This window comes from Pseudomonas sp. PHC1 (genome assembly GCF_046487845.1).
Lineage (GTDB): Bacteria > Pseudomonadota > Gammaproteobacteria > Pseudomonadales > Pseudomonadaceae > Aquipseudomonas > Aquipseudomonas sputi.
The window spans coordinates 13,914-34,293 of the sequence record NZ_JBJXHJ010000036.1 but is presented as its reverse complement, the minus strand read 5'-3'; the positions used below and the strand labels follow the sequence as shown (position 1 = coordinate 34,293).

14 protein-coding genes are annotated in these 20,380 nt (G+C 59.4%); 2 read left to right on the top strand and 12 right to left on the bottom strand.

Annotated elements, in window-relative coordinates; all coding sequences use genetic code 11:
- Positions 1–347: 347 nt before the first annotated feature.
- From ACKJSM_RS27770 to ACKJSM_RS27735, 8 genes are all read right to left on the bottom strand, one after another.
- A complete protein-coding gene (locus ACKJSM_RS27770; RefSeq protein WP_410239445.1) occupies positions 348–773 on the bottom strand; it encodes a HEAT repeat domain-containing protein in 426 nt (141 codons plus the stop codon).
- Positions 770–5,548 carry an RHS repeat-associated core domain-containing protein gene (locus tag ACKJSM_RS27765; RefSeq protein ID WP_410239444.1) on the bottom strand — a complete coding sequence of 1,593 codons (4,779 nt, stop codon included), beginning with the start codon at positions 5,546–5,548 and terminating at the stop codon, positions 770–772. Before ACKJSM_RS27765 ends, ACKJSM_RS27770 begins: the two co-directional genes overlap by 4 nt.
- The gene (locus ACKJSM_RS27760; RefSeq protein WP_410239443.1) at positions 5,548–6,285 is read right to left on the bottom strand and encodes a DUF4123 domain-containing protein; all 738 of its coding nucleotides are present in this window, start codon (positions 6,283–6,285) and stop codon (positions 5,548–5,550) included. Before ACKJSM_RS27760 ends, ACKJSM_RS27765 begins: the two co-directional genes overlap by 1 nt.
- Positions 6,275–8,317: a type VI secretion system tip protein TssI/VgrG gene (tssI, locus tag ACKJSM_RS27755; protein ID WP_410239442.1), complete on the bottom strand. Its 2,043-nt coding sequence runs from the start codon at positions 8,315–8,317 to the stop codon at positions 6,275–6,277. Before tssI ends, ACKJSM_RS27760 begins: the two co-directional genes overlap by 11 nt.
- Positions 8,318–8,448: 131 nt before the next feature.
- The gene (locus ACKJSM_RS27750; RefSeq protein WP_003226246.1) at positions 8,449–8,964 is read right to left on the bottom strand and encodes an Hcp family type VI secretion system effector; all 516 of its coding nucleotides are present in this window, start codon (positions 8,962–8,964) and stop codon (positions 8,449–8,451) included.
- A 210-nt stretch (positions 8,965–9,174) separates the two neighbouring features.
- Positions 9,175–10,560: a VOC family protein gene (locus ACKJSM_RS27745; RefSeq protein WP_410239441.1), complete on the bottom strand. Its 1,386-nt coding sequence runs from the start codon at positions 10,558–10,560 to the stop codon at positions 9,175–9,177.
- 111 nt (positions 10,561–10,671) lie between these two features.
- Positions 10,672–11,610 (bottom strand): alpha/beta fold hydrolase, encoded by a 939-nt coding sequence (locus ACKJSM_RS27740; RefSeq protein WP_410239440.1) that lies wholly within the window; start codon positions 11,608–11,610, stop codon positions 10,672–10,674.
- A 16-nt stretch (positions 11,611–11,626) separates the two neighbouring features.
- The gene (locus ACKJSM_RS27735; protein ID WP_410239439.1) at positions 11,627–13,081 is read right to left on the bottom strand and encodes a flavin-containing monooxygenase; all 1,455 of its coding nucleotides are present in this window, start codon (positions 13,079–13,081) and stop codon (positions 11,627–11,629) included.
- A gap of 190 nt (positions 13,082–13,271) precedes the next feature.
- Between ACKJSM_RS27735 and ACKJSM_RS27730 the strand changes: the two genes are divergently transcribed.
- Both ACKJSM_RS27730 and ACKJSM_RS27725 read left to right on the top strand, forming a co-directional pair.
- Positions 13,272–14,345, top strand: coding sequence for a diguanylate cyclase (locus ACKJSM_RS27730; protein ID WP_410239438.1), 1,074 nt, complete (start codon positions 13,272–13,274; stop codon positions 14,343–14,345).
- 84 nt (positions 14,346–14,429) lie between these two features.
- Positions 14,430–15,656, top strand: a complete 1,227-nt coding sequence (locus tag ACKJSM_RS27725) for a M20/M25/M40 family metallo-hydrolase (RefSeq protein WP_410239437.1) — start codon at positions 14,430–14,432, stop codon at positions 15,654–15,656.
- 88 nt (positions 15,657–15,744) lie between these two features.
- Here ACKJSM_RS27725 and ACKJSM_RS27720 read toward each other — a convergent pair whose 3' ends face one another.
- From ACKJSM_RS27720 to ACKJSM_RS27705, 4 genes are all read right to left on the bottom strand, one after another.
- Positions 15,745–16,614 carry an oxaloacetate decarboxylase gene (locus tag ACKJSM_RS27720; RefSeq protein WP_236181758.1) on the bottom strand — a complete coding sequence of 290 codons (870 nt, stop codon included), beginning with the start codon at positions 16,612–16,614 and terminating at the stop codon, positions 15,745–15,747.
- A gap of 160 nt (positions 16,615–16,774) precedes the next feature.
- Positions 16,775–17,809: an arginine N-succinyltransferase gene (gene astA, locus ACKJSM_RS27715; RefSeq protein WP_236181757.1), complete on the bottom strand. Its 1,035-nt coding sequence runs from the start codon at positions 17,807–17,809 to the stop codon at positions 16,775–16,777.
- Positions 17,810–17,864: 55 nt separating this feature from the next.
- On the bottom strand, positions 17,865–18,881 hold the full coding sequence (locus ACKJSM_RS27710) for an arginine N-succinyltransferase (RefSeq protein ID WP_410239436.1): 1,017 nt from the start codon (positions 18,879–18,881) through the stop codon (positions 17,865–17,867).
- A 118-nt stretch (positions 18,882–18,999) separates the two neighbouring features.
- The gene (locus tag ACKJSM_RS27705; protein WP_410239435.1) at positions 19,000–20,349 is read right to left on the bottom strand and encodes an APC family permease; all 1,350 of its coding nucleotides are present in this window, start codon (positions 20,347–20,349) and stop codon (positions 19,000–19,002) included.
- Between the last annotated feature and the right edge of the window lie 31 nt (positions 20,350–20,380).

Sequence of the window (20,380 nt, the reverse complement as noted above, 5' to 3'; positions counted from 1 at the left end):
CTTGGATTTTGAAACACCCGCTGATAGGTTGCAGCGACTCGTTGCGTTGACCGGTTGAGCCCGCCACAGATTTATTTTTTATTGTCTTTAGCGAAAAATAAATCTGTCCCCTTTGATTCTGTCCCCTTTGATTCTCTTTGATTCTGAAATCCATTTTCTTATTGACGGTTCTTCGGATTCTAGCTCTGCGCAATGTTGTCGTAGCTTGTCCCGTCAAGCCCATGCCATACACTTCGTGGGATATGTTTTTGCGCTGTCATTTTTTTTTCTCGAACGTGAGAAGGGGAGGGTATTTTCTTTCGCGAATGATAAATCTGTCCCCTTCTTTCTTGCCTAGCGTTACCTTGTTAGGTTGATTCGGCTTTGATCAGCAAGTTATTGAGTTCAGGTTCAATTTCATCGTGGGGGGTGTTTTTTATAACTTCTTTGATAAAGGTTGCATATTTTTTTTCTATAGGGACTTCTGCCCAGTCGAGTTCATATATTGCAATTGTTTTTACATCTCTGTAGTTCGATTCGGAAAGTAGAAGTTTCAGTATTTCTATTGAGCGCTCAGTACGGTCCTCGCCCAGTGAAACCGCGCAACGTTGCTGCCAATATTCTGGCTTGGAAAGTATCTCTGTTGTTAAGCGGTCCCATTGTTGTTTTGTAAAGTCTATCAGGACGGTTTTTGCAACAAGCTCCGTGGTGTATTCTGTCCAGTTTGAATCTTCCGAATCACCAATCCAGGTACAGAGTTTTTCATAAGTTTCATCTTTTTCAAAGTTGCTCACGGAGTCGCTCCTGTTGGATATGATGAAGTAACGGCGCCGTTTTCTTTGATGACCTGCCATTCAACACCATCAACAATTTTTGTGTGTTCGGTAACGAGAGCCCCAGGTTCGTTTCTTAAGATCTTACCAGGCTCTGCTGCTACTTCATCAGTAACTTTTAGTATTTTTGCATCACTCCAACTCTTAGGTGCGAAGGTATGTCGATTCGGCGACTTCGCTGCCGACCAGCCAATCGTGCCATCTTTTCGTTCTAGAATCATTTTGAAATTTTTTACACTCGTTGTTCCATCCTTATTGATGCTAACAACGTCGTATTGATACTTTTCTGGCGAGTTCATTGCTTGGGGGGAGTGCCCGCCGATAGGCTTATTATGTCCAGGGCTTCGAGTTCCATATAGAATTTTTTCCTGCATAGCCTTCGGGATCGGCCCTGCATATGGAGCTTCAGGACTGCCATCTTTGACCTTGGCATTGTCTTCCGGCTTTTCTGCACCGGTTGATGAGTTTTCTTTGTTATCGCTCCCGGGACAACCATTCAGCCCCAACGGATCCACCCACCCCGTAGGGTTAGGCACGTACTGGTAGTTATTCAACCCACCCGCAAGCTTGATCGGATCCGGTGTCAGAAACCGCCCAGTCCCCGGATTGTAGTAGCGATGACGGTTGTAGTGTAGGCCCGTCTCGGCATCAAAATACTGACCTTGGAATCGCAACGGGTTGTCGATTTCGCTGACATCCAGCGCAGCTAGGTTGCCGTACGCACGGTACTTCGCGGACCACATGATCTCGCCACTGTAATCAGTGAGTTCCTGCGGTGTGCCCAGGTGATCGAGCTGGTAGTAGAACGGCGTTGCCTTACGCGGTCCTTCGCCGTCGAGCATCGCCAGCGGGCGGAAGCTGCCGGGTTCGTAGATGTAGGTGCGATAACGGTTGTCACCGCTTTCGGCGATCAGGCGTTCGCCTTGCCACAAGAACTCGGTGGTTTGGCCATCGACGGTTTTCTCGATGCGACGACCGAAGGCGTCGTATTTGTAGGATGCAGTGCCGCCGCCCGGCAGGCTGACACCGATCAGTCGATGCTGGCAGTCGTAGCGATATTCGGTGACGAGTTTCTGTCCGGTGCCACGGCGTTCGCGGATCAGGTTGCCATAGGCGTCGTAGTCGTAGTGGCGGTCGCCCTGCATCAGCAAGCGGTTGCCTTTGACATTGGCGAGGTTGGCGGTGCCTTCGTTGTTCTGGCCGAGCAGGTTACCCGCTGGATCGTGGGCGAAGCTCTCCGGCGTAGTGCCACGAACGCTGATCAAGCGATCAAGCGGATCGTAGTGGTAGCTGCGGTTGCCCTTGCGGCTGTCGTCGATGCCGGCGAGGTTGCCGTTGGCGTCGTAGTTGTAGCGGCGCTGGAACAGGTGTTTGTCGCGTTGGCTGACGCTGTGGGCCTGCAAGCGGCCCTGTTCGTCATATTGATACTGGCTGAGCAGCAGGCCCTGCTGGCGCTGCTGTTCGCGACCACCGCTGAACTGGTGAGACGTCAGGCGCGAGCCATTGAGATCGATGCCGCTGAGCATACCGCCGGGCTGGTGGCGGTAATCGAGTTTGCTGCCATCGGGCAAGCGACAGTGCTTGAGCTGGCCGACGCTGTCGTACTCATAGCGCAAGGTGCCCCAGCCCTGGTGTTCGGTGACGAGGCGATCTTGCAGGTCGTATTCGTAGGCGAGCGGCCAGTGTCCGTCGTCGACGTTGACCAGGCGACCGAGGGCATCGTAGCTGTAGTGGATTTCTTCGCCGTCGGGAAGTGTCTTCACCAGAAGCCTGCCTGCGGCGTCGCGTTGGTATTCAGTCACCAACTCGCTGCCGTCATCGCCGAATTCGGTTTTCTTCAGCAACTGGCCATTGAGGTCGTATTCGTACGCAGTGCGACGACCGTCGAAGCCGGTTTCTTGCTGGATCAGGCCATTCGGGAAGTAGTTGAGCTTATAGTGCTCGCCGCGCTCGTTTTCGATTTCGGTCAGCAGCAGGCGCGAGTTGTCGTAGCGGTAGCGCAACTGGCTGCCGTCAGGATTGATACGACGGCTGACAAGGTGCAGGTTGTCGGCATATTCGTAACGGGTGACGCGGCCGAGTTCGTCGCGTTCGGCAGTGACGTTGCCGTAGGCGTTGTAGGTGAACGCGCGTGTTGCACCGCCCGGCAGGGTAATTTGTGCAAGGCGGTTGGCGGTATCCCATTGGTATTGGGTGATGGCCCCGGACTCTTCTTGCCGAGTAATCTGCCGACCCAACGCGTCGTAGCGATATTTGCGTTGACCACCGTCGGGCAGGCGTTCTTCAAGCAATTGACCGAGGTTGTTCCAGCCCAGTTGGTGCCGGCTGCCATCCGGGTGACGGATCTCCAGCAAACGTCCTTGACGGTCGTAGCTGTAAAACGTCGAATTTCCGTCCGGGTCGATCTGCTGGGTAACATCGCCCTGTCTGTTGCGTTGATACTTCCAGCTGGCTTTGCCGCGATGAACATCACTGACGAAACCGTTGCTGTATTCGTAGATGATGGCCTCATCTTCAGGAGGGATGACGGCGATCATCAATCCATTGTCGTCGTACCGGTATTCGGTCACGGCGCCGAGAGGATCCTTTTCCGCGACCAATTGGCCTTTATCGTTATAGGCCTTGAGGTGCTCGGCTCCATCCGGATCGATCTTGCTGATCAGTCGTGCCTGGTCGTCATGGGTGTAGACCTCTTCGCTGCCATCGGCGTTGGTAACGGTCACGCTGCCTTTGTCATCCCAGGCGTAGTGCGCGTCCATCTGCGAGAAGTTTGCCCAGTGGTGGATGCATCGAGCCAGTTTGCCTTCGTTCTCCCACTCCCAGAAGAAGCTCGCGCCGCCGGCCAGTTGCCGTTCCAGAATCACATGTTGATCGTTGTAGCGATAACGCTCGGCTTCCCCGGCAGCATTCTTCGCTTCAATCAACCGGTGCTGCGCGTCATAGGTGTAGGTGACCAGCGTCTGGACGGTATTCCAGGCATCCTCAAGATTGTCTGCTGGAAGAAACTGCTGATAGTCCACAGCCACAATGTGTTTGCGGTCGTAGCGTAAAAACAGGGCACGACCTGCGCCGTTGTCGAGGCGTTTGATGCGCCCGTGGATGTCCCGTGTGATGTGCAGACGATTGCCATAGCTGTCGCTGATGGCGATCAGGGTGGCGCCTTTGCTGTTGAATCGGAAGTGGTAGAACGATGGGCGTTTGCCGGCCTGCGCCAGCACCAGTTCTGACGGGTCATCGCCGAGGAAAATGGCTGCACGCGAGAGGCTGTTAGTGATCGCCGGGCGTTGCTCGCTTGGAAGCGGGAACGGTGTGGAGCGGTTTTCGTGGTCGGTCCAGATGACTTCATCGCCCACGATTTCGATGCGGTGAGCAAGGGCGTGACTCCACCCGTATCCCAAGCCACAGTCGATTTCCACGGCGCTGGTTCTGTACAGGCGTGTCCATTCAAACGACAGCAAGCCGTCAAGCTGGCCATCTGTCAGCGTCAGTAGTTCTTCGCCGGTGACCATCGACACCGGGCATCCGTTGGTACACGTCTCCGAGGCGGGTTCGGCGCTCTTTTCCGCAGGCGTCTTTGCCTGTTTTGAAGCGTCATCACCGACTTCACCTTTACCCAGCCTTGCGTTCTTTTTCCCGTCGAAGCGCAGCTGAGAGACGCCATTTCTCACCTTCGCCGTCACCCCACGCGCCGCAACGGCGGTGTATTTGGCGACGTACTCCATAAAGCCATTGATGATCTTGAACAACGACTTCACGAAGCTGGTGACCGCGTTGATGACAAGCTCACCGTACTTCTTCAATCGGGCGGCGAGGTAGATAACCCCTGTGCCTTCGGCCGCAATCGTCAGTACCACGCCAATCACGATGTCGATCGCGATGCCGACGACAATGGCCGTGGTCATCTTCGCAACGTCGCCGGCCATCTTCATTGGCGGCAAGCCTGCCAGCCAGATCACGGCACTGCGTACCAGCAGGAACAAAGCGGCCTCGTCGCTGGCCAGCAACATGGCTTTTTTCATGATGTCTGGCGAGCTTTGGGCGACTTTGATCAGGTCCTGGACGCCGGCACCGAGATCATTCGCAAACTTCTTGGGGTCTTGCAGAATGTCGAGCACCAGACTAATGCCATCCCACACGCCTTTGATGGCTTCCCAGCCACCTTCAAGAATGCCGTTGCCGATCGCCATCGCCGTGCCTGAAGCCGACAGGTTCGACCACTGTGGTTTGAACCCGGCCCACTCTTTGCGCAGGAAACCTTCGAGGTCCGCTGTCACGCCGCTGTAGGAGCTGAACAGAGCGTCGATCTGCGCGGGTGTCACTTCGTTGTGAACACGGATTTTGTAGAACTTGCCGGGAATCCCACCGGTCCAGCTGGCTTTGCCTTGTTGATCGAGTTTGACCTTGCTGACTGCACCACCTTCCACCGCGACGATCTCGACTTCGATATCGCCTACAGGAATGTCATAAACCGATTCGAACTTGCTCTCGATCAGCAGCGGTCCCTTCAATGGGCACTGAGCAACGTTCGAAGTGAAGTCGCCGTCGGTCATGCTCACCGATTTGCTGGTGCCCCCCACCTTGATCACTCGCTCCATGCCCAGCAGGGAAGGTAGGTCAGCCGCTCGGCTGGCTTTGTCGGCGACGTTGGCGTACCAGGTTTTGGTCTGTTCCTGATACAGCTTCAGACTGTCCTTGAAGGTGTTCAGTTGGTTGTCAACAAAGGCAACGCGATCCATCAGCCTTGCTCCAGAATCAGGTGGTTTAACAGTGCTTCTTTAAGGTTGTCCGGAGCATCCGGGCGACGTACGAAACGGGTGATTTTCAGTTTCAGGTTGTTCTCGGGCCACGCGCTGTAGACGTCCGGGCGTGCTTCTTCGAGCCATTGCATCAAGTTGCCGACCAGCGTCGTTCGATCCTCTTTCGCCAACTGATCCAGCAACTTCTTCGGCACCTCCCACCACGGCCAATCCTTCACCTTCGGCACCACCCTCGGCCCGACTTCCAGGCTCCGCCCATTAATCAGATACCGCTCAAACACCGGCAACACTTCCCCAGCCGTCTCACCCAACCCTTCAAGAATCGGATAGATATGCCGCCCATCCCAGAACCGGAAAAACACTTCGGTCCCGTCCGGCATCTTCACCTGGGTCAAACTGCGCAGATGTTCGAAGACTTCGTTGGGCTCCGAGCGGGAGACCGCCAGCCAGCCCCAGTCGAGGGCGTCGGTTTCGGTGATCCAGGGCAGGAAGGCCGAGTTGGCCTTGAGTTCGGCGACGTAGGGCATCACCGGTTGCCAGGTGGAGTAGGGCGTTCCACCCCAGACGGGAATGGCCTGGACGGACGGTTCGCTCTGATACAAGGCCTTGAGCGCTTCGGCATCGCTCGCGGCACTGATGACCAGATACAGACGTTCGTCTTTTTGCAACGGCTGTTGTGCCAGCCAATCCTTGGGTGTCAGTCGATTAGATGGCACAGGCACCTGCCTTGCATTTTTCGCACTCTTCGCAGAACGGTGCATTACGTTTGAGGGTGTTGATTTGCGCCGGGGTCAGCACGGAGCCCGCCTTGTCGGCATCTGCTTGTTTCAGCACGCCCGGCATCAACGGGGCGGCACCCGTGCCGCTGCCTGGTCCGCCGCCGGAGTTGATGTTGATCGCCGGCCCGCTCATGGTCACGCCGCCGCCATCGATTTTGATGAAGCTGCCGCCGCCGACCAGCGTCAGTTCGGCCCCGGCCTCCAGCACCACCTTCATCCCGCTGCTCAGGTGAATTTCCTGCCCCGCGTCGATGAATTGCCCGGTACCGATCTTGATGTGCTGGTTCACGCCCACGGTCAGGTGGTCGTTGGCCCGTGCTTCGACTTTGCGGTCTTCATAAACCGTGTGGTGTTCTTCGGCCTTGAATTCCGTGTAGCTGTTTTTTTCCACGACGTCGTGGCGTTCGTTGCCCACGCGGATTTTCTGGTCGTGTTCGATGTTCTCGTCCCAGTCGCGCTGGGCGTGGAGGAAGATCTGTTCCTGGCCTTTCTTGTCTTCGATGCGCAGTTCGTTGAAGCCGCCGCCGCCCATCGAGCTCAGGGTCTTGAAGGTGGTGCGCGTCTTGTTCGCCGGCAGGGCGTAGGGGACGGTGTTTTCCTTGTGGTATAGGCAGCCGCTGATCAGCGGCTGGTCGGGGTCGCCTTCGAGGAAGGTGACCAGCACTTCCATGCCGATGCGCGGGATGGCGATGCCGCCGTACTGGGCGCCGGCCCAAGCGCTGGAGACGCGCAGCCAGCAGCTGGTCTTGTCGTCGGCCTGGCCTTCACGGTCCCAGTGGAACTGGACTTTGACGCGGCCGTATTCGTCGCAGTGGATTTCTTCGCCTTTCGGCCCGGTGACCACGGCGCTCTGGCTGCCGAGGATGCGCGGTTTCGGGTGGCGCAGGGGCGGGCGGTTCGGCACGTCCCACGGGGTGGCCTGGAAGCGGTTGCGGTAGCCCTGATGAAAATCGTCTTTGAGCGCGGTGGTGTCGCTGGTGACCGACTCTTCCAGCACCTGCGGCTGTTTGCCTTCGTGGTGGACTTCGGTGAGCAGCCACAGGTCATTCCACTTGGCTTTCGGGTGTTCTTTCAGCGCGAGGAAATGGCCGCTGACCAGCAGAGGTTGGTCGCTCTTGCCTTCGGCGAGCTGGAAGTCGCTGCGGTGGCGTTCGAGGGCGCGTTTGGCCAGGTGCTTGCCGCGCTCGCGGTCGACGAAACGGCCCGGGTAATCGTAGTCCTCGAGGTCGGGCAGGGCATCGCCACGGTTTTCGCTTTCGAGGGTGATTCGGGGTTTTTCGAAGTCGTAGTCGCGGCGGGTGGTGCGGCTGGTGCGGGTTTCCAGGCGCAGGTCGAAGCGCTTGATCACCGGGTCGCTGGCGACCATCCCGGAGTCCTGTTGATAGGCCACCGGCGCCAGTTTCTTGAACACCGTCTGGTCATCGCCGAACACCAGTTTGTGGCCCGTGGCGCTGTGCTGGAAGTGGTAGTGAATGCCTTCTTCTTCGCACAGGCGCTGGATGAAATGCAGGTCCGATTCGTCGTATTGCACGCAGTAAATGCGATCGGGGTAGATCGAGCCGGTCTGGAAGGCGTAGGCGTTGCCCTGGATGCCGTGTTCTTCGAGGACCTTGCCGATGATTTTCGGCACGCTGAGGTTCTGGAAGATCCGCTGGTTGATCCGGTGCGCCAGGTACGCCAGTTGCGGGCGCAGGGTCACGGAGTAGCGCGTCAGGCGCTTGCCGGAATCGCCTTGCGCGGCGCGGTAGATCAGGCCGTGGATGCCGCTGCCGTCGGGCGACAGTTGCAAAAAGGCCGGTTTGTGCAGCAGGGTGTCGAGGTCCAGCGACGGCTGCTCACTGACCAGCTCCACCTCGAACACAAAAGGCTGGCTGATGGCTTCCCGGCCGGTCAGGTTAAACACCTGAAAGTCGGCGGAAAGACCTTCGATGGTCAGGGCAAAGTGGGTTTCATTGGCCGGCGCGAACATCCCTTGTTCCTCGTGCTGTACAGCGGCGTTCGTCGACGCCCGCAAAGCGGGTCAACGTACGCGAAATTCTGGAGGGGCGTAAACAACATCGACCAGCAGAGCTGGCCGATGCTTGTAACGATCAGCCGTAATTAAACGACTGGAGCACGCCAGTCATCGGAACCCGAAGTACCGGATACTTCGTGGGTCCAGGTGATTTTGCGGTAGGTGAACTGCACTTCTTCCAGGTGGGTGAAGTGCGAGTTGCCTGGATCCTGGCAGTTGTGCATTTTGTTGTTGATGGCGACGATGATCGCGTCTTCCAGTTTGGTGGTGTAGTAGTGCTCTTGGGTACCTTGAGCCGAAGTGCGGTACCACTGGATAACGATTTCGCTCATGCGCTCGCCGGAGGTCAGAGCAGCTTGCAGCAGTGGCGAAGCCTTGTCGTAGACCTTGGTGATGATCACTGGCTTGTGAACGCGCTGACCGGTTGGCTGACCGGATTGCGGGTCACGCGGGATGATCACGTCGTGGCTGAACGCCTGAACCATGACTTGGTCTTCGTGACCTTCCTGGTAGGTGTTGCCAACGGAGTCGGCGGTGAAGGCGCCGGCAGTGATCAGGCCTTGTTTTTCGCCGGTAACCGACATGTACGCTGGTGTTGCCATGGGAGGTGCTCCTTGCGGATAAAGTTAGGGTGCCCGGGAGGCGAAATCGCCCGGTGGGTGCCTGACTGTTATCAAGGAGCGTGCCAGCTTTTGCCACGTCCCCGGGAGCCGGGGACTTGACCGCTCTGGCTCGCGGTTTTGAGCGTTTTTTGATCAGCTCGGTAGCTCGAAGTGCGCAACTTCTTGCGCAGTATGGCCAATCGCCGCTTTTCACGCGGATCGGGTAATTGGAGTGAGGCATTCCTCGATCGAGCGTTGCTGGGTTTCGGCATACAGGCCCAACTCATCAATGGTCGAACGCCCCAAGGCCAACTCGAACGCCTGTCGATTGGAATGCTGCCCATAGTGCGTCTGCGCCGCATCCCCCAGGTTCGACTGAAAAATCCCTGCCGCACTGACGGGCAGGAAATCTTCGTACACCAGCGGTTCGGCTTTCACATAGCCGTCGCGTAATAACCCTTGCAGCGAAGCATCAGCGGGACGACTCGCCGCCAGCCCCTTATCTGTCAGGACATAACGGAAATACGCCAGTTCCTGCTCGCGCATGCCCTCGAGGCTGTCAGGGAATTCGCTGAAGTGCTGGGTCATCAGCGCGTTGTAACGTGAGGCGTTGGCTTCGTTGGGGAAATCGCCCAGTTCATCGCGTGCCGCGTTCAGCAGTCGGTCGTACAACGCACGGCCCTTGGGGGTCAGCGCTGCGCCACGTTGTTCGATTTCGCCGAAGCGGGCGCTGTGGCTGCCGCGGGTTTGCGTCTGGTCGGTGAAGGCGATCGGCTCGTCCAGCGCCTTGAAACTGGTCTGACGCAACAGGATCGGATGCTGCCGGCGCGGAGGGCCTTCGATCACCGCTTTGGGCGTGATGCCACGCAGCGGCATCTGCGCCTGGACGATGTCGATGTCCAGCGTGCGCGGGGTCAGGTGGTTGATGTGCGGTCCCTTGAACGCCACGACATCGGCGATCAAGCGATGCTGAGCGCAGAGGTTCTGGTATTGCGCGGCGGTGACGGTGGCGCTGTGGTGCCAGCGAAACGTCTCCAGCGCTTGCAGGACAAATTCCCCGGCCTCGGAATCATTCAGACCGCCAGCCGATTCGGCCTGTTCGATCAACCTTAGCGCCGATGGCGTAAAGATCGAACGCTTATCCAGCACCGATTCAGCAAAGGTCCGCAGCTCGGGGTCTTCAATCAATTCCAGTCGCAGCAAGGAAGTGAACACCCGGAACGGGCTGACCTGCAGCGCATCTTCATGCACCGCACGAAACGCCGTGGAATGCACCGGCACCCCGGCAGGCGTCAGGTCGTAATAGCCCACCGGTTGCATGCCCATTACCGCAAACAGGCGGGCGAGGGTGGCGAGTTCGGTGGCGGTGCCGACGCGGATGGCGCCGTGGCGCTCCATGTCCAGCCGCTCGATTTCACCAGTGCTGTGCAGTTGACTGGCGATTTGCGGCTCGCGTGCCAGCACGTCGCGGTTGGTCTGTTCCACCAATTCCATCAACGCGCCGTACAGCGGCACTTCTTCGCGGTACATGTCGGACATCGCTTGGGAGAAGCGTTGACGGATCAGGTCGGGACTGACGAAAGGCTGCACGGTCATGAAAAAAATTCCTGGCACGGTCACGTTAAGGATGTCGGAAAAGATCGCAGCCTTCGCTGACGCGGGCAAACGAAGAATCCTACGAACTTCATTCTGCCAACGACTGACCGTTTACCTGTCCTGGCGCGAATTTTCCCCCAGAAACTCCCGATACAGACGTGCCGTGTTCGACGGCTGTTCAACCATCGGCATATGGCCGACGCCCTCCCAGACATCGACCCGCAGATTGCTGATGCCTTTGCTCCACACCGGCACGCTGCTGACGTCGATCAACCGGTCCTTGCGGCCCCAGAGCAACAGCGCCGGGCATTTGATGTCCGGCAGTTTCGGCTCCATCGGCGGGCTGGCGCGAAAATCCCGGAAAATCTCTTCCAGTTCGTCGCGGTTTTGTTCGTAACGCTGGGCAATGGCGTCAAGCACCAAACCGGGCACCCACGGTGGTGAGGCCATGGTCATCGCATAGAAGCGTCGGAATTCTTCCCGGGAATTGATCAGGAACGGATTGTGCCCACGGGCCAGGTGGCGCTCCATGTCGCTGGCCTCGGGCGCAGTGACGCCGGCCGGATCGATCAGCGCCACCGACGCGATGCGGTCCGGGTAGGTCGCCGCCAGCCACGCGGCGATGTAGCCGCCCATGGAGTTGCCGATCACGTGGACTTTCTCGACCCCGCAGACGTCGAGCAACTGGATCATGCGCTTGGCCTGCACCGGAATATCGTAGCCACCGCCGGCCTTGAAGCCGGTTTCGCCGTGGCCGGCCAGGTCCGGGATGATTACCCGGTACTGCCCGACAAAATGCCGGGCGAAGCGCAGCCACAGGTTCTTTTCGGCACTGTAGCCGTGCAGCATCAATATGCTGCTCGACGCTTCATAAGGCCCGCCTTGCCAGGTCGACACGGACATTTCGGCGATCGGCACTTCAATCTTGTGCAACCGGTACAGCCGGGCCTCCAGGGCCGCGCTCAGATCGTAAAGCCAGTGGCCGACCGCCGGGTAACTCAACCAGCTCCAGGCCACGAAAACCGCGAGGGCGACAAACAGCAAAAGCATCGTGGGTCTTCCTTGTTCAAGACAGAATGTGGTCGGCCGGTTTCAGCGCCCGGGTCAACCGGTGATAGCTGAAACTGAAGCCGGGAAACATCGCGATCACATGACCGCTCCTGCTTTGATACCAACTGTGGCAGCCGCCGGTTTTCCAGACCGTGCGCTCCATTTCTCGGTGAATCATCTGAGTGTAGGTACGTTCTGCTTCGGGGCGAACTTCGATGCTGCGCAGACCTTTGGCCTGCACGGTGCGGATACAGTCGAGGATGTAGTTCATCTGCGATTCGATGATGAACAGCGCCGAGGTGTGGCCGATGCCGGTGTTCGGCCCGGTGACGATAAACAGGTTGGGGAAGTCCGGCAGACTGGTGCCGAGGTAGGCGCGCGGGTACTGCGTCCAGACGTCGCGCAGTTGTACGGCGTTTTTTCCGCTGACCGGGTAGGAAATCACGCCGTCGGTGGCGTCGTAACCGGTCGACCAGACGATCAGATCGACATCGATGTGCTGACCGTCCGTGGTGACGATGCCGGTTTCATCGAGGCTGGCGATGCCTTGTTCGCGGCTGTGCAATGTGACGTTGGGCCGGGTCAGCGCCGGGTAATAGGTGCTGGAGACCAATACCCGTTTGCAGCCGATGGTGAAGTCCGGTGTGAGTTTTTTCCGCAGCTCGGGGTCAGTCACCTGGCGTTTGAGAAACTTCAGGGCCTGGCGCTGCACCATATGAATCGCCGGTTTCGAGTATTTGAAGGCGATCACCCGGGTTTCGAATTGCCAGTAGATCATCCAGCGCAGCAGTTTGTAGGCCGGTTTCAGACCCAGCAGCCAGCGCTGGAATCGACCGAACGTACGATCGGCCCGGGGCAGCACCCAATGCGCTGTGCGCTGAAACACATGCAACTGGGCGACCTTCGGTGCAATGGCCGGAATCACCTGAGCCGCACTGGCACCGCTGCCGACAATCGCCACGCGTTTACCGTGATAGTCGTAGCCGTGATCCCAATTGTTCGTATGAAAGGTCTTGCCCTGAAAGCGATCCTGGCCGGGGAAGTGTGGGATAACCGGTTGGCTCAGCGGCCCGGTGGCATTGATCAGGAACTGCGCATAAAAAATGCCTTTGGTGCCGGTGTGTACGGCCCAGCGTTTTTCTCCGTCGTCCCATTCGACGCGCTCGACGTTGGCCTCCAGCTCCACCCGATCACGCAGGCCGAAGCGCTCGACCACATAGTCGGTGTAGCGGTGCAGTTCGGCCTGTTCGGCGAACATCTGGGTCCAGCGATAAGGCGCAAACGACAGGGAATACAGCGGCGACGGCACATCCACCGCCGCGCCGGGATAGGTGTTCTGGCACCAGGTGCCGCCGAAAAAGTCCCGGCGTTCCAGCAAGCGAAAGTCGTCGATACCGGCCTTGAGCAGATTGACCGCCGCGCACTGGCCGCCAAAACCGCTGCCGATGATCAACACCTGGTAGGTTTGCATGGGCCTCCTTCTTAGAGCCTTTTTTCCATTTTCTTCCTTTCATGTATAGCCAATCATTTGCCCGCCGTGTGGTGCTGATGACGGAGTATTCGGCCCGCTGGCCGGTGATGGCTATTTAACGTTGCACTGATAGACTCCAAGTACATCCGGTCTGCGGTCTGCGCAGTGCCGTCGAGTGGTCGAGGCCCCTATGGGAAGAACGGGAGGAAAGGGACTTTCACTGGCCAGGAGGCTCTATACATCGCGAATCCTCGGGCTGGTCCTGGGGCTTTTGTGCGTGAGCGTCGCAATGTATCCACTCGATCCGCCGGCCTGGGGCTGGGCGCTGATGCTGTTCAACGGCCTGGTCTGGCCGCACCTTGCGTATCAATGGGCCCGCCGGGCCAGGGTTCCCTACCACGCCGAGCACCGCAATCTGTTGATCGATGCCTTTCTCGGTGGCTTCTGGGTCGCCGCCATGCACTTCAATCCCTTGCCCAGTGCCACGACCATTTCGATGATGGCGATGAACAACGTTGCCATTGGCGGCCTGCGTTTTCTGCTGGCCGGGGCGGCGTCGCAACTGCTGGGCGTGGGTGTCGGGCTGGTGGTATTTGCCCCCGCGTTCGTCCCGATGACCACGCCGGCACAACTCTATGCCTGTCTGCCGTTGCTGATGCTGTATCCGTTGGCGCTGGGCTGGATCTGCTTTCGCCAGGCCTACACCCTCGGCCTGCATAAACGCGAATTGCTGGCCCTGAGCCGCACCGACAGCCTCACCGGTCTGCTCAATCACGGTGCCTGGAAGGATCAACTGGAAGTCGAGTTTCAACGCTGCAAACGCCAGCAGACCGGCGCCGCGATTGCGCTGATCGACATCGACCACTTCAAGGCGATCAACGACACCTACGGTCATGTGGCCGGCGATATCGTCCTGCGCCAGCTGAGCAAGATGCTCAAGCAGAATCTGCGCATGGCGGATGTGGCGGGGCGCTACGGCGGTGACGAATTTTGCGTGATCCTGCCGGACTTGCCGCTGTTCAACGCGGCGCAGGCGATGGAAGCCTTGCGTGAGCGTTTTTCCTTTCTGGTGTACGAACAGAACCCGGCGCTGAAAGTCAGCCTGAGCATCGGTCTGGCGGCGCTCGATCCGGTACACGGCGATGCGACACGCTGGCTCGATGACGCCGATCAGGCACTGTATGAAGCCAAGGCCGGCGGGCGTAACCGGGTGATTTGCTGCAGCGATAACAAGCCACGACGAGAAGTGCTCGGTTCGGTCTGAGCGGAACGGGTGTCGCATCCGGTATAGAGCCATGGGGCGATGTCAGGTACGGTTCAGTACCCGACACGAAACAAGGATTGATTCATGGCGTTCAAATTCCCTCGTTCCCTGCTGGCCGGCCTGTCCCTCACTTTTGCCACCTCCGGTGTCTTTGCCGAACCGCACAAACAGGTGCTGGCCGACGCCGAGCAATACAAGCCCGAAGCCCTGAAACTGCTTGAACGGCTGGTCAATATCGACTCCGGTTCCGGCTATGAGCCGGGGCTCAAGCAAGTCAGCGACATCGCCATCGATGAGCTGAAAAAGCTCGGCGCCACCATCGAACGGGTGCCCAACACCCCGGAAAAAACCCACCACGTGCTCGCCACGCTCAAAGGCACCGGCAAGGCAAAAATCCTCCTGATGGCGCACATGGACACGGTATTCAAGGAAGGCTCCGCCGCTGAGCGACCGTTTCACATCAAGGACGGCCGCGCCTACGGGCCGGGGGTGATGGATGACAAGGGCGGGATCGTCGCCGGCATCTACGCGCTGAAAATTCTGAAGAACCTCGACTTCAAGGACTATGCGCAAATCACTTTCCTGCTCGATGCCAGCGAAGAAACCGGCTCGGACGTCGCCACCGACCTGATCAAGAAAACCGCCAAACGCCACGACGTCACCCTCAACCTCGAACCGGGCCGCCCGGCCGATGGTCTGGTGGTGTGGCGCAAGGGCAGCGCCACTGCACTGATCGAGGTCAAGGGCAAAGCCGCCCACGCCGGCGTCGCGCCGGAACTGGGGCGCAACGCGGCGATGGAGGCGGCGCACCAGATCCTGCAACTGGGCAAGCTCGGCGACGAAGCCAAGAAAACCACTATCAATTTCACCGTGCTCAAGGCCGGCGACCGCACCAACGTGATCCCGGATCAGGCCACGGCCAAGGCCGACGTGCGGGCGGCGGTGCCGGAAGAGTTCGACCGGATCGAGAAGGATCTGGCGCGGGTGTCCCAGGACAAACTGATTCCTGAGACCGAAGTGAAGACTTCATTGCAACGTGGCTTGCCACCGATGCCGCAGACGGCGGAGTCGGATCGCTTGATGGCGATGGCGCAAGGGATTTACGGTGAGATTGGCCGCAAGTTGACCGAAGAAGGCAGCGGCGGGGCGGCGGACGCGAGCCTGTCGGCCGGGGTGGGCACGCCGACGCTGGACGGATTCGGGATTGTCGGCGGCAACATTCACACGCCGGAGGAATACGCGGAAGTGGAGAGCGTGGCGCCGCGGATTTATCTGTTGTCGCGGATGATTATGGAGTTGGCGAAACGGTAACGGCAGGCAGCGGTTTCGCGGCGGGCGCCATGCGAGTGAACTCGTGATGGCGTCGGGCCGCTCTGCCTCTTTGTAGCGTGGTGCGAGGTTACTCTTTGACGCTCATGTATTCCTTGGCCCAGAGGATGTATTCCTCAGGCTGGGTGTAGGTGTGGGTCAGTTCCGTGGCACTCAGGTCGGAGGCCTGGGTGAAGATCTGGCGTTGTTCGCGCAGGCTGTCGTAAGTCGCCTTGATCGCCGCGAAGTAGGCCCCGTGGCCGTCAATGGTCACGCGCACACCCAGTTCGGCCAGGCGTTTGTCGTCGCGCAGCGCCGGGTTGCCGTAGGTCACCAGCATCAGTGGGACGGTCAAGTGTTCGGCGATCTGCTCGAGTTGATCGAAATCCTGGATACCCACCATGCAGATGCCGTCGGCACCGGCAGCCTGGTATTGCTTGGTGCGGCTGATGATTTCCTGGTTCGGCAGAATACCGGCGTTGGTCCGCGCGATGATCGCCATTTCCGAATCGACCCGGGCTTCCAGGGCTGCGCGGATCTTGCCGACGCCTTCGGCGACGGTGATCAGGTCGGTGGATTTACGGCCGAACTGGGCCGGCAGCAGGGTGTCTTCGATGGTCAGCGCGGCGACACCGGCGCGTTCCAGTTCGACGATGGTGCGCATTACGTTCAGGGCGTTGCCGTAGCCGTGGTCGGCGTCGGCGATCACCGGCAATTGGGCGACACGGCCGATGCGGGTGGCCTGTTCAGCGAATTCGCTGAGGGTGATCAGGGCAAAGTCCGGAGCGCCCAGGACCTGCAACGAGGCGACCGAGCCGCCGAGAATCCCAACTTCAAAACCCAGGTCAGCGGCGATGCGGGCGGACATCGGATCGAACACCGAGGCGGTGTGATAGCACGTGTTGGAAGCCAGCAGCTGACGGAAATTACGGCGCAAATCTTGATGAGAAAGCCTGGTCATACGAGTTCCACCAATACAAAGGAATGGAAAGGCTTGAGCAAAGGTGTCAACGCCGAAGGTGAAAAGGCTATCACGCCAATGGGTCAAGGATCATGACGAATTAACGAGGAAGTTAACCAGGAAAATCCTGTTCAGGCGCTTGAACGACAGGCGTCTGCGCTCAGGCCGCCACCGCGTGCTGCTGTTTATTGGGCAGCGGCACCGCCCTCACCGAATTACCGGGCTGCAATTGCAGGCGCTTTGCAGTGAGGCGGTCGATCACCAGGCTGGTGCCGACCCGACGTCCCGCCGCGACGGTGATGCGGCAGTTTTCCAGACGCCGGTTGTGGATCAGCCACAGGGGCGCCTGATCGTCCGGCGTGCCTATGCTCAGGGTCAGTTCCAGGCTGTCGCGCACCGTGCGGATGCTGCGGATCGGCGCCTCGATCACCGGACCGCCGTCAAAAATGTCGATGTAGCCTTTATGGGCGAAACCCTCGGCCTGGAGAATTTTCAGGGCCGGCTCGGTGTTGGGGTGGGCCTGGCCGATCACGGCCTGGGCCTGTTCGGTGAGCAGGCAGGTGTACAGTGGCTGACGCGGCATCAGTTCGGCGATGAACGCCTTGTTGCCCAGTCCGGACAGGTGGTCGGCGTGACTGAAGTCCATCTGGAAGAAGTGTCGGCCCAGGCTGTCCCAGAACGGCGAGCAACCTTGTTCGTCGGCACTGCCGCGCAGTTCGGCGATCATCTTCTCGCCGAACAGGTGCGGGAATTCGGCGACAAACAGCAAACGCCCCAATGACAGCAGGCGGCCGTTGCTGCCGTGGCGCTGGTCATGGCGCAGGAACAGCGAGCACAGTTCCGATTGGCCGGTCAGTTCATTGTTGAGGAACAGCGTCGGAATCTGCCGCTGAATGCCCAGGTCCGGCGCCGAGCTGACGGTCAGCCCGACCCGATAGTTGTACCAAGGCTCGCGCAGGCCGACGGCCCCGGCCAGGGCGCTGACGCCGACCACCCGCTGCTCGTCGTCCTCAAGCACGAACAGGTAATCGGCATCGGCCCGCTCGACCTGCTCGGCGAACGCCCGTTGTGCCCAGCGTACGCGGTGGGCCAGGCGATCTTCGTTGGCGGGCAGGGTGGTGAACCCCGGCCCGGCCTGGTGCACGAGCGTCATCAACGCTGGCAGGTCGCTGACTTGGACCGGACGGACAATCATGCTGCAACTCCTTTTGCGCGCCTGCTCGGGCACTGTCGTTGGGTAGGGGCGCGGTTCACAGGGCGATGATCCGGATCGTGCCGCCAGCGCGGACGTTGAGCGCCGCGCACAGGGCCGGGTCGAGCGCCAGGGGCTGACCGGGCTGGTAATCCAGCTCGGCGACCACTGCCCGAAAGCCCTGCAGAGCCTCATTGCTCACCAGATAGCGACCGCGGGCATCGATCAGGGACTGCTCCTGAACCGTGGCTGTCTGGCTCTGCGCGATCGAACGGATGTTGGCGGTGCGTGCATACAAGGTCGGGCCGGCATCGAACAGATCGATGTAGCTGTTGGTTTCAAAACCCTCGCGCTCGAGGATGTCGAAGGCTTCCTGGCCGTCCGGGTGGATGCGGCCGATGCAGTCCTGCGCGGCCTTCGGCAGCATTGGCACGTAGATCGGGTATTGCGGCATCAGTTCGGCGAGAAACGTACGGCTCTGCAAACCGCACAGGCGTTCGGCCTCGACGTAGGGCAGGTCGAAGAAATGTTTGCCCAGCGCATCCCAGAACGGTGAATGCCCTTGCTCGTCGCTGTAACCGACGATTTCGGTGATCACCGCTTCGGCAAAACGCGGCGCGTGGGCGGCGATGAACAGCAGGCGTGCCCGCGACAGCAATTCGGAAAACGGCGTGCGCACCAGCGCCGCGTCGATGTGAAAACCGCGCAGCAGCGTATGCCCGCTCAGGTCGTGACACAGCGACAGCGCCGGCACGCCGTGCTCGATGTTCAGCTCCCGCGAGGCACTGGTGAAGTGACGGTTGCGCAGGCTGTAGAACGGTTCGTTGAACCCGGCGGTGGCGAGGATCTCCGAGCAGCCGACCAGTCGCCGGCTCTCCAGGTCTTCCAGTACGAAGAAGTAATTCTCCGGGCCCTGAGCCGTGGCATCGCTGTCGAACGAGGCACGGGACGCGGCGATTTTCTCGCCCAGGCGTTCGCTGTCGTCCGGCAGGGATGTGACGCCCACCAGGCTGTCGCGCGCCAGTTGTTGCAATTGAGGCAGGTCGGTTGGCTCGACTGGACGTAAGACCAGCATGGATGCACTCCTGTATCAAAAGGTTCGGCCCATTCGCCGAACCTGACTATCACTGTCGGTTTCCACGCGTTAAAGCGGCGGTCGCCTGATTTGTTGTCAGACGCCGCTCTTTTTCTTGTCAGCCATTGCTCGGGTCAGGCAGCGCGGTACTGGCGCCGAGCTTGTTCAGGAAGAACAGGTACACCAGACCCAGCGCAATCCAGATCAGGCCGAGTTTCTGGGCATCGACGCCCATGTTGTACATGATGGCCGCGACGATGCTGAAGCCGATCACCGGGCAGATCAGGTGGCGGATCACCTGGCCGGATTTCTGCCGGCGCCAGTAGTAATTGATCACGGTCAGGTGCAGCAGCATGAAGCCGCTCAGGGCGCCGAAGTTGACCAGCGAGGTCAGGGTGTCCACCGAATTGATGAACAGGTAGCAGATCACCAGCGACAGCACGGCCACCAGATAAATGCTCAGGTACGGTGTGTTGTGTTTCGGATGCACTTTGGCCAGCAACTTCGGCAGCTTGCCGTCGCGGGCCATGCCGAACAGCAGGCGCGAGACGGCGGCTTGTGACGTGATCGCCACCGCCACGCCCCAGGCCAGGGCCGTGGCCACGCCGGTCAAGGTGGCGAGCCAGCTGCCGGCAGCGATTTCGGCGATTTCATAGAACGCGGTGTCGGCGGACTTGAAGCCCATGCCCGCTGCCAGATCGGTGGCGATCCAGGTTTGCGCCACGAAAATCACACCCATCACCACCAGCGTGATCAACGCCGCTTTGCCGACGCTGCGGCCCGGATCGCCCTTGATTTCTTCGGCGAGGGTGGAGATCGCATCGAAGCCCAGGAACGACAGCACCGCAATCGACACCGCTTGCATCAGCAGGGCGAAGTTGAAGGTTTCCGGGTGATACAGCGGCGCCAGGGTCAACTGGCCGTTGCCGCCACCGTTGTGCAGGGCGTTCCAGGCGTAGAACAGGAAAATCCCCAGCACCACCAGTTGGGCGAGCAGGAACAGGATATTCATGCGGGCGGTGAAGGTAATGCCGCGCAGGTTGACGAAGGTCGCGCTGACCAGGAATGCCAGAATGAAGCCGACTTTCGGGATGTCCGGATACAAATGGTTGAGTGCCATCGCCGCGTACACGTACAGCAGCGGCGGAATCAGCAGATAGTCGAGCAGCATCAGCCAGCCGGCGATGAAACCGACATGTTGATTCAGGCCCCGCTGTGCGTAGGAATACACCGATCCGGCAATCGGAAAGGCTCGCGCCATGCTGCCGTAGCTCAGCGCGGTGAAGACCATCGCCACCATGCCGATGATGTACGCCAGAGGCACCATCCCCGGTGCCTCGGCGTTGACGTAGCCATACACGCCGAACGGGGCAATGGGGATCATGAAGATCATCCCGTACACCACCAGGTCGGTCAGTGTGAGGCTACGTTTCAGCTCCTGTTTGTAGCCGAACTCTTCTATTTCCATGAAGCGCAACTCCTTGTCAGCCAATCGGTCG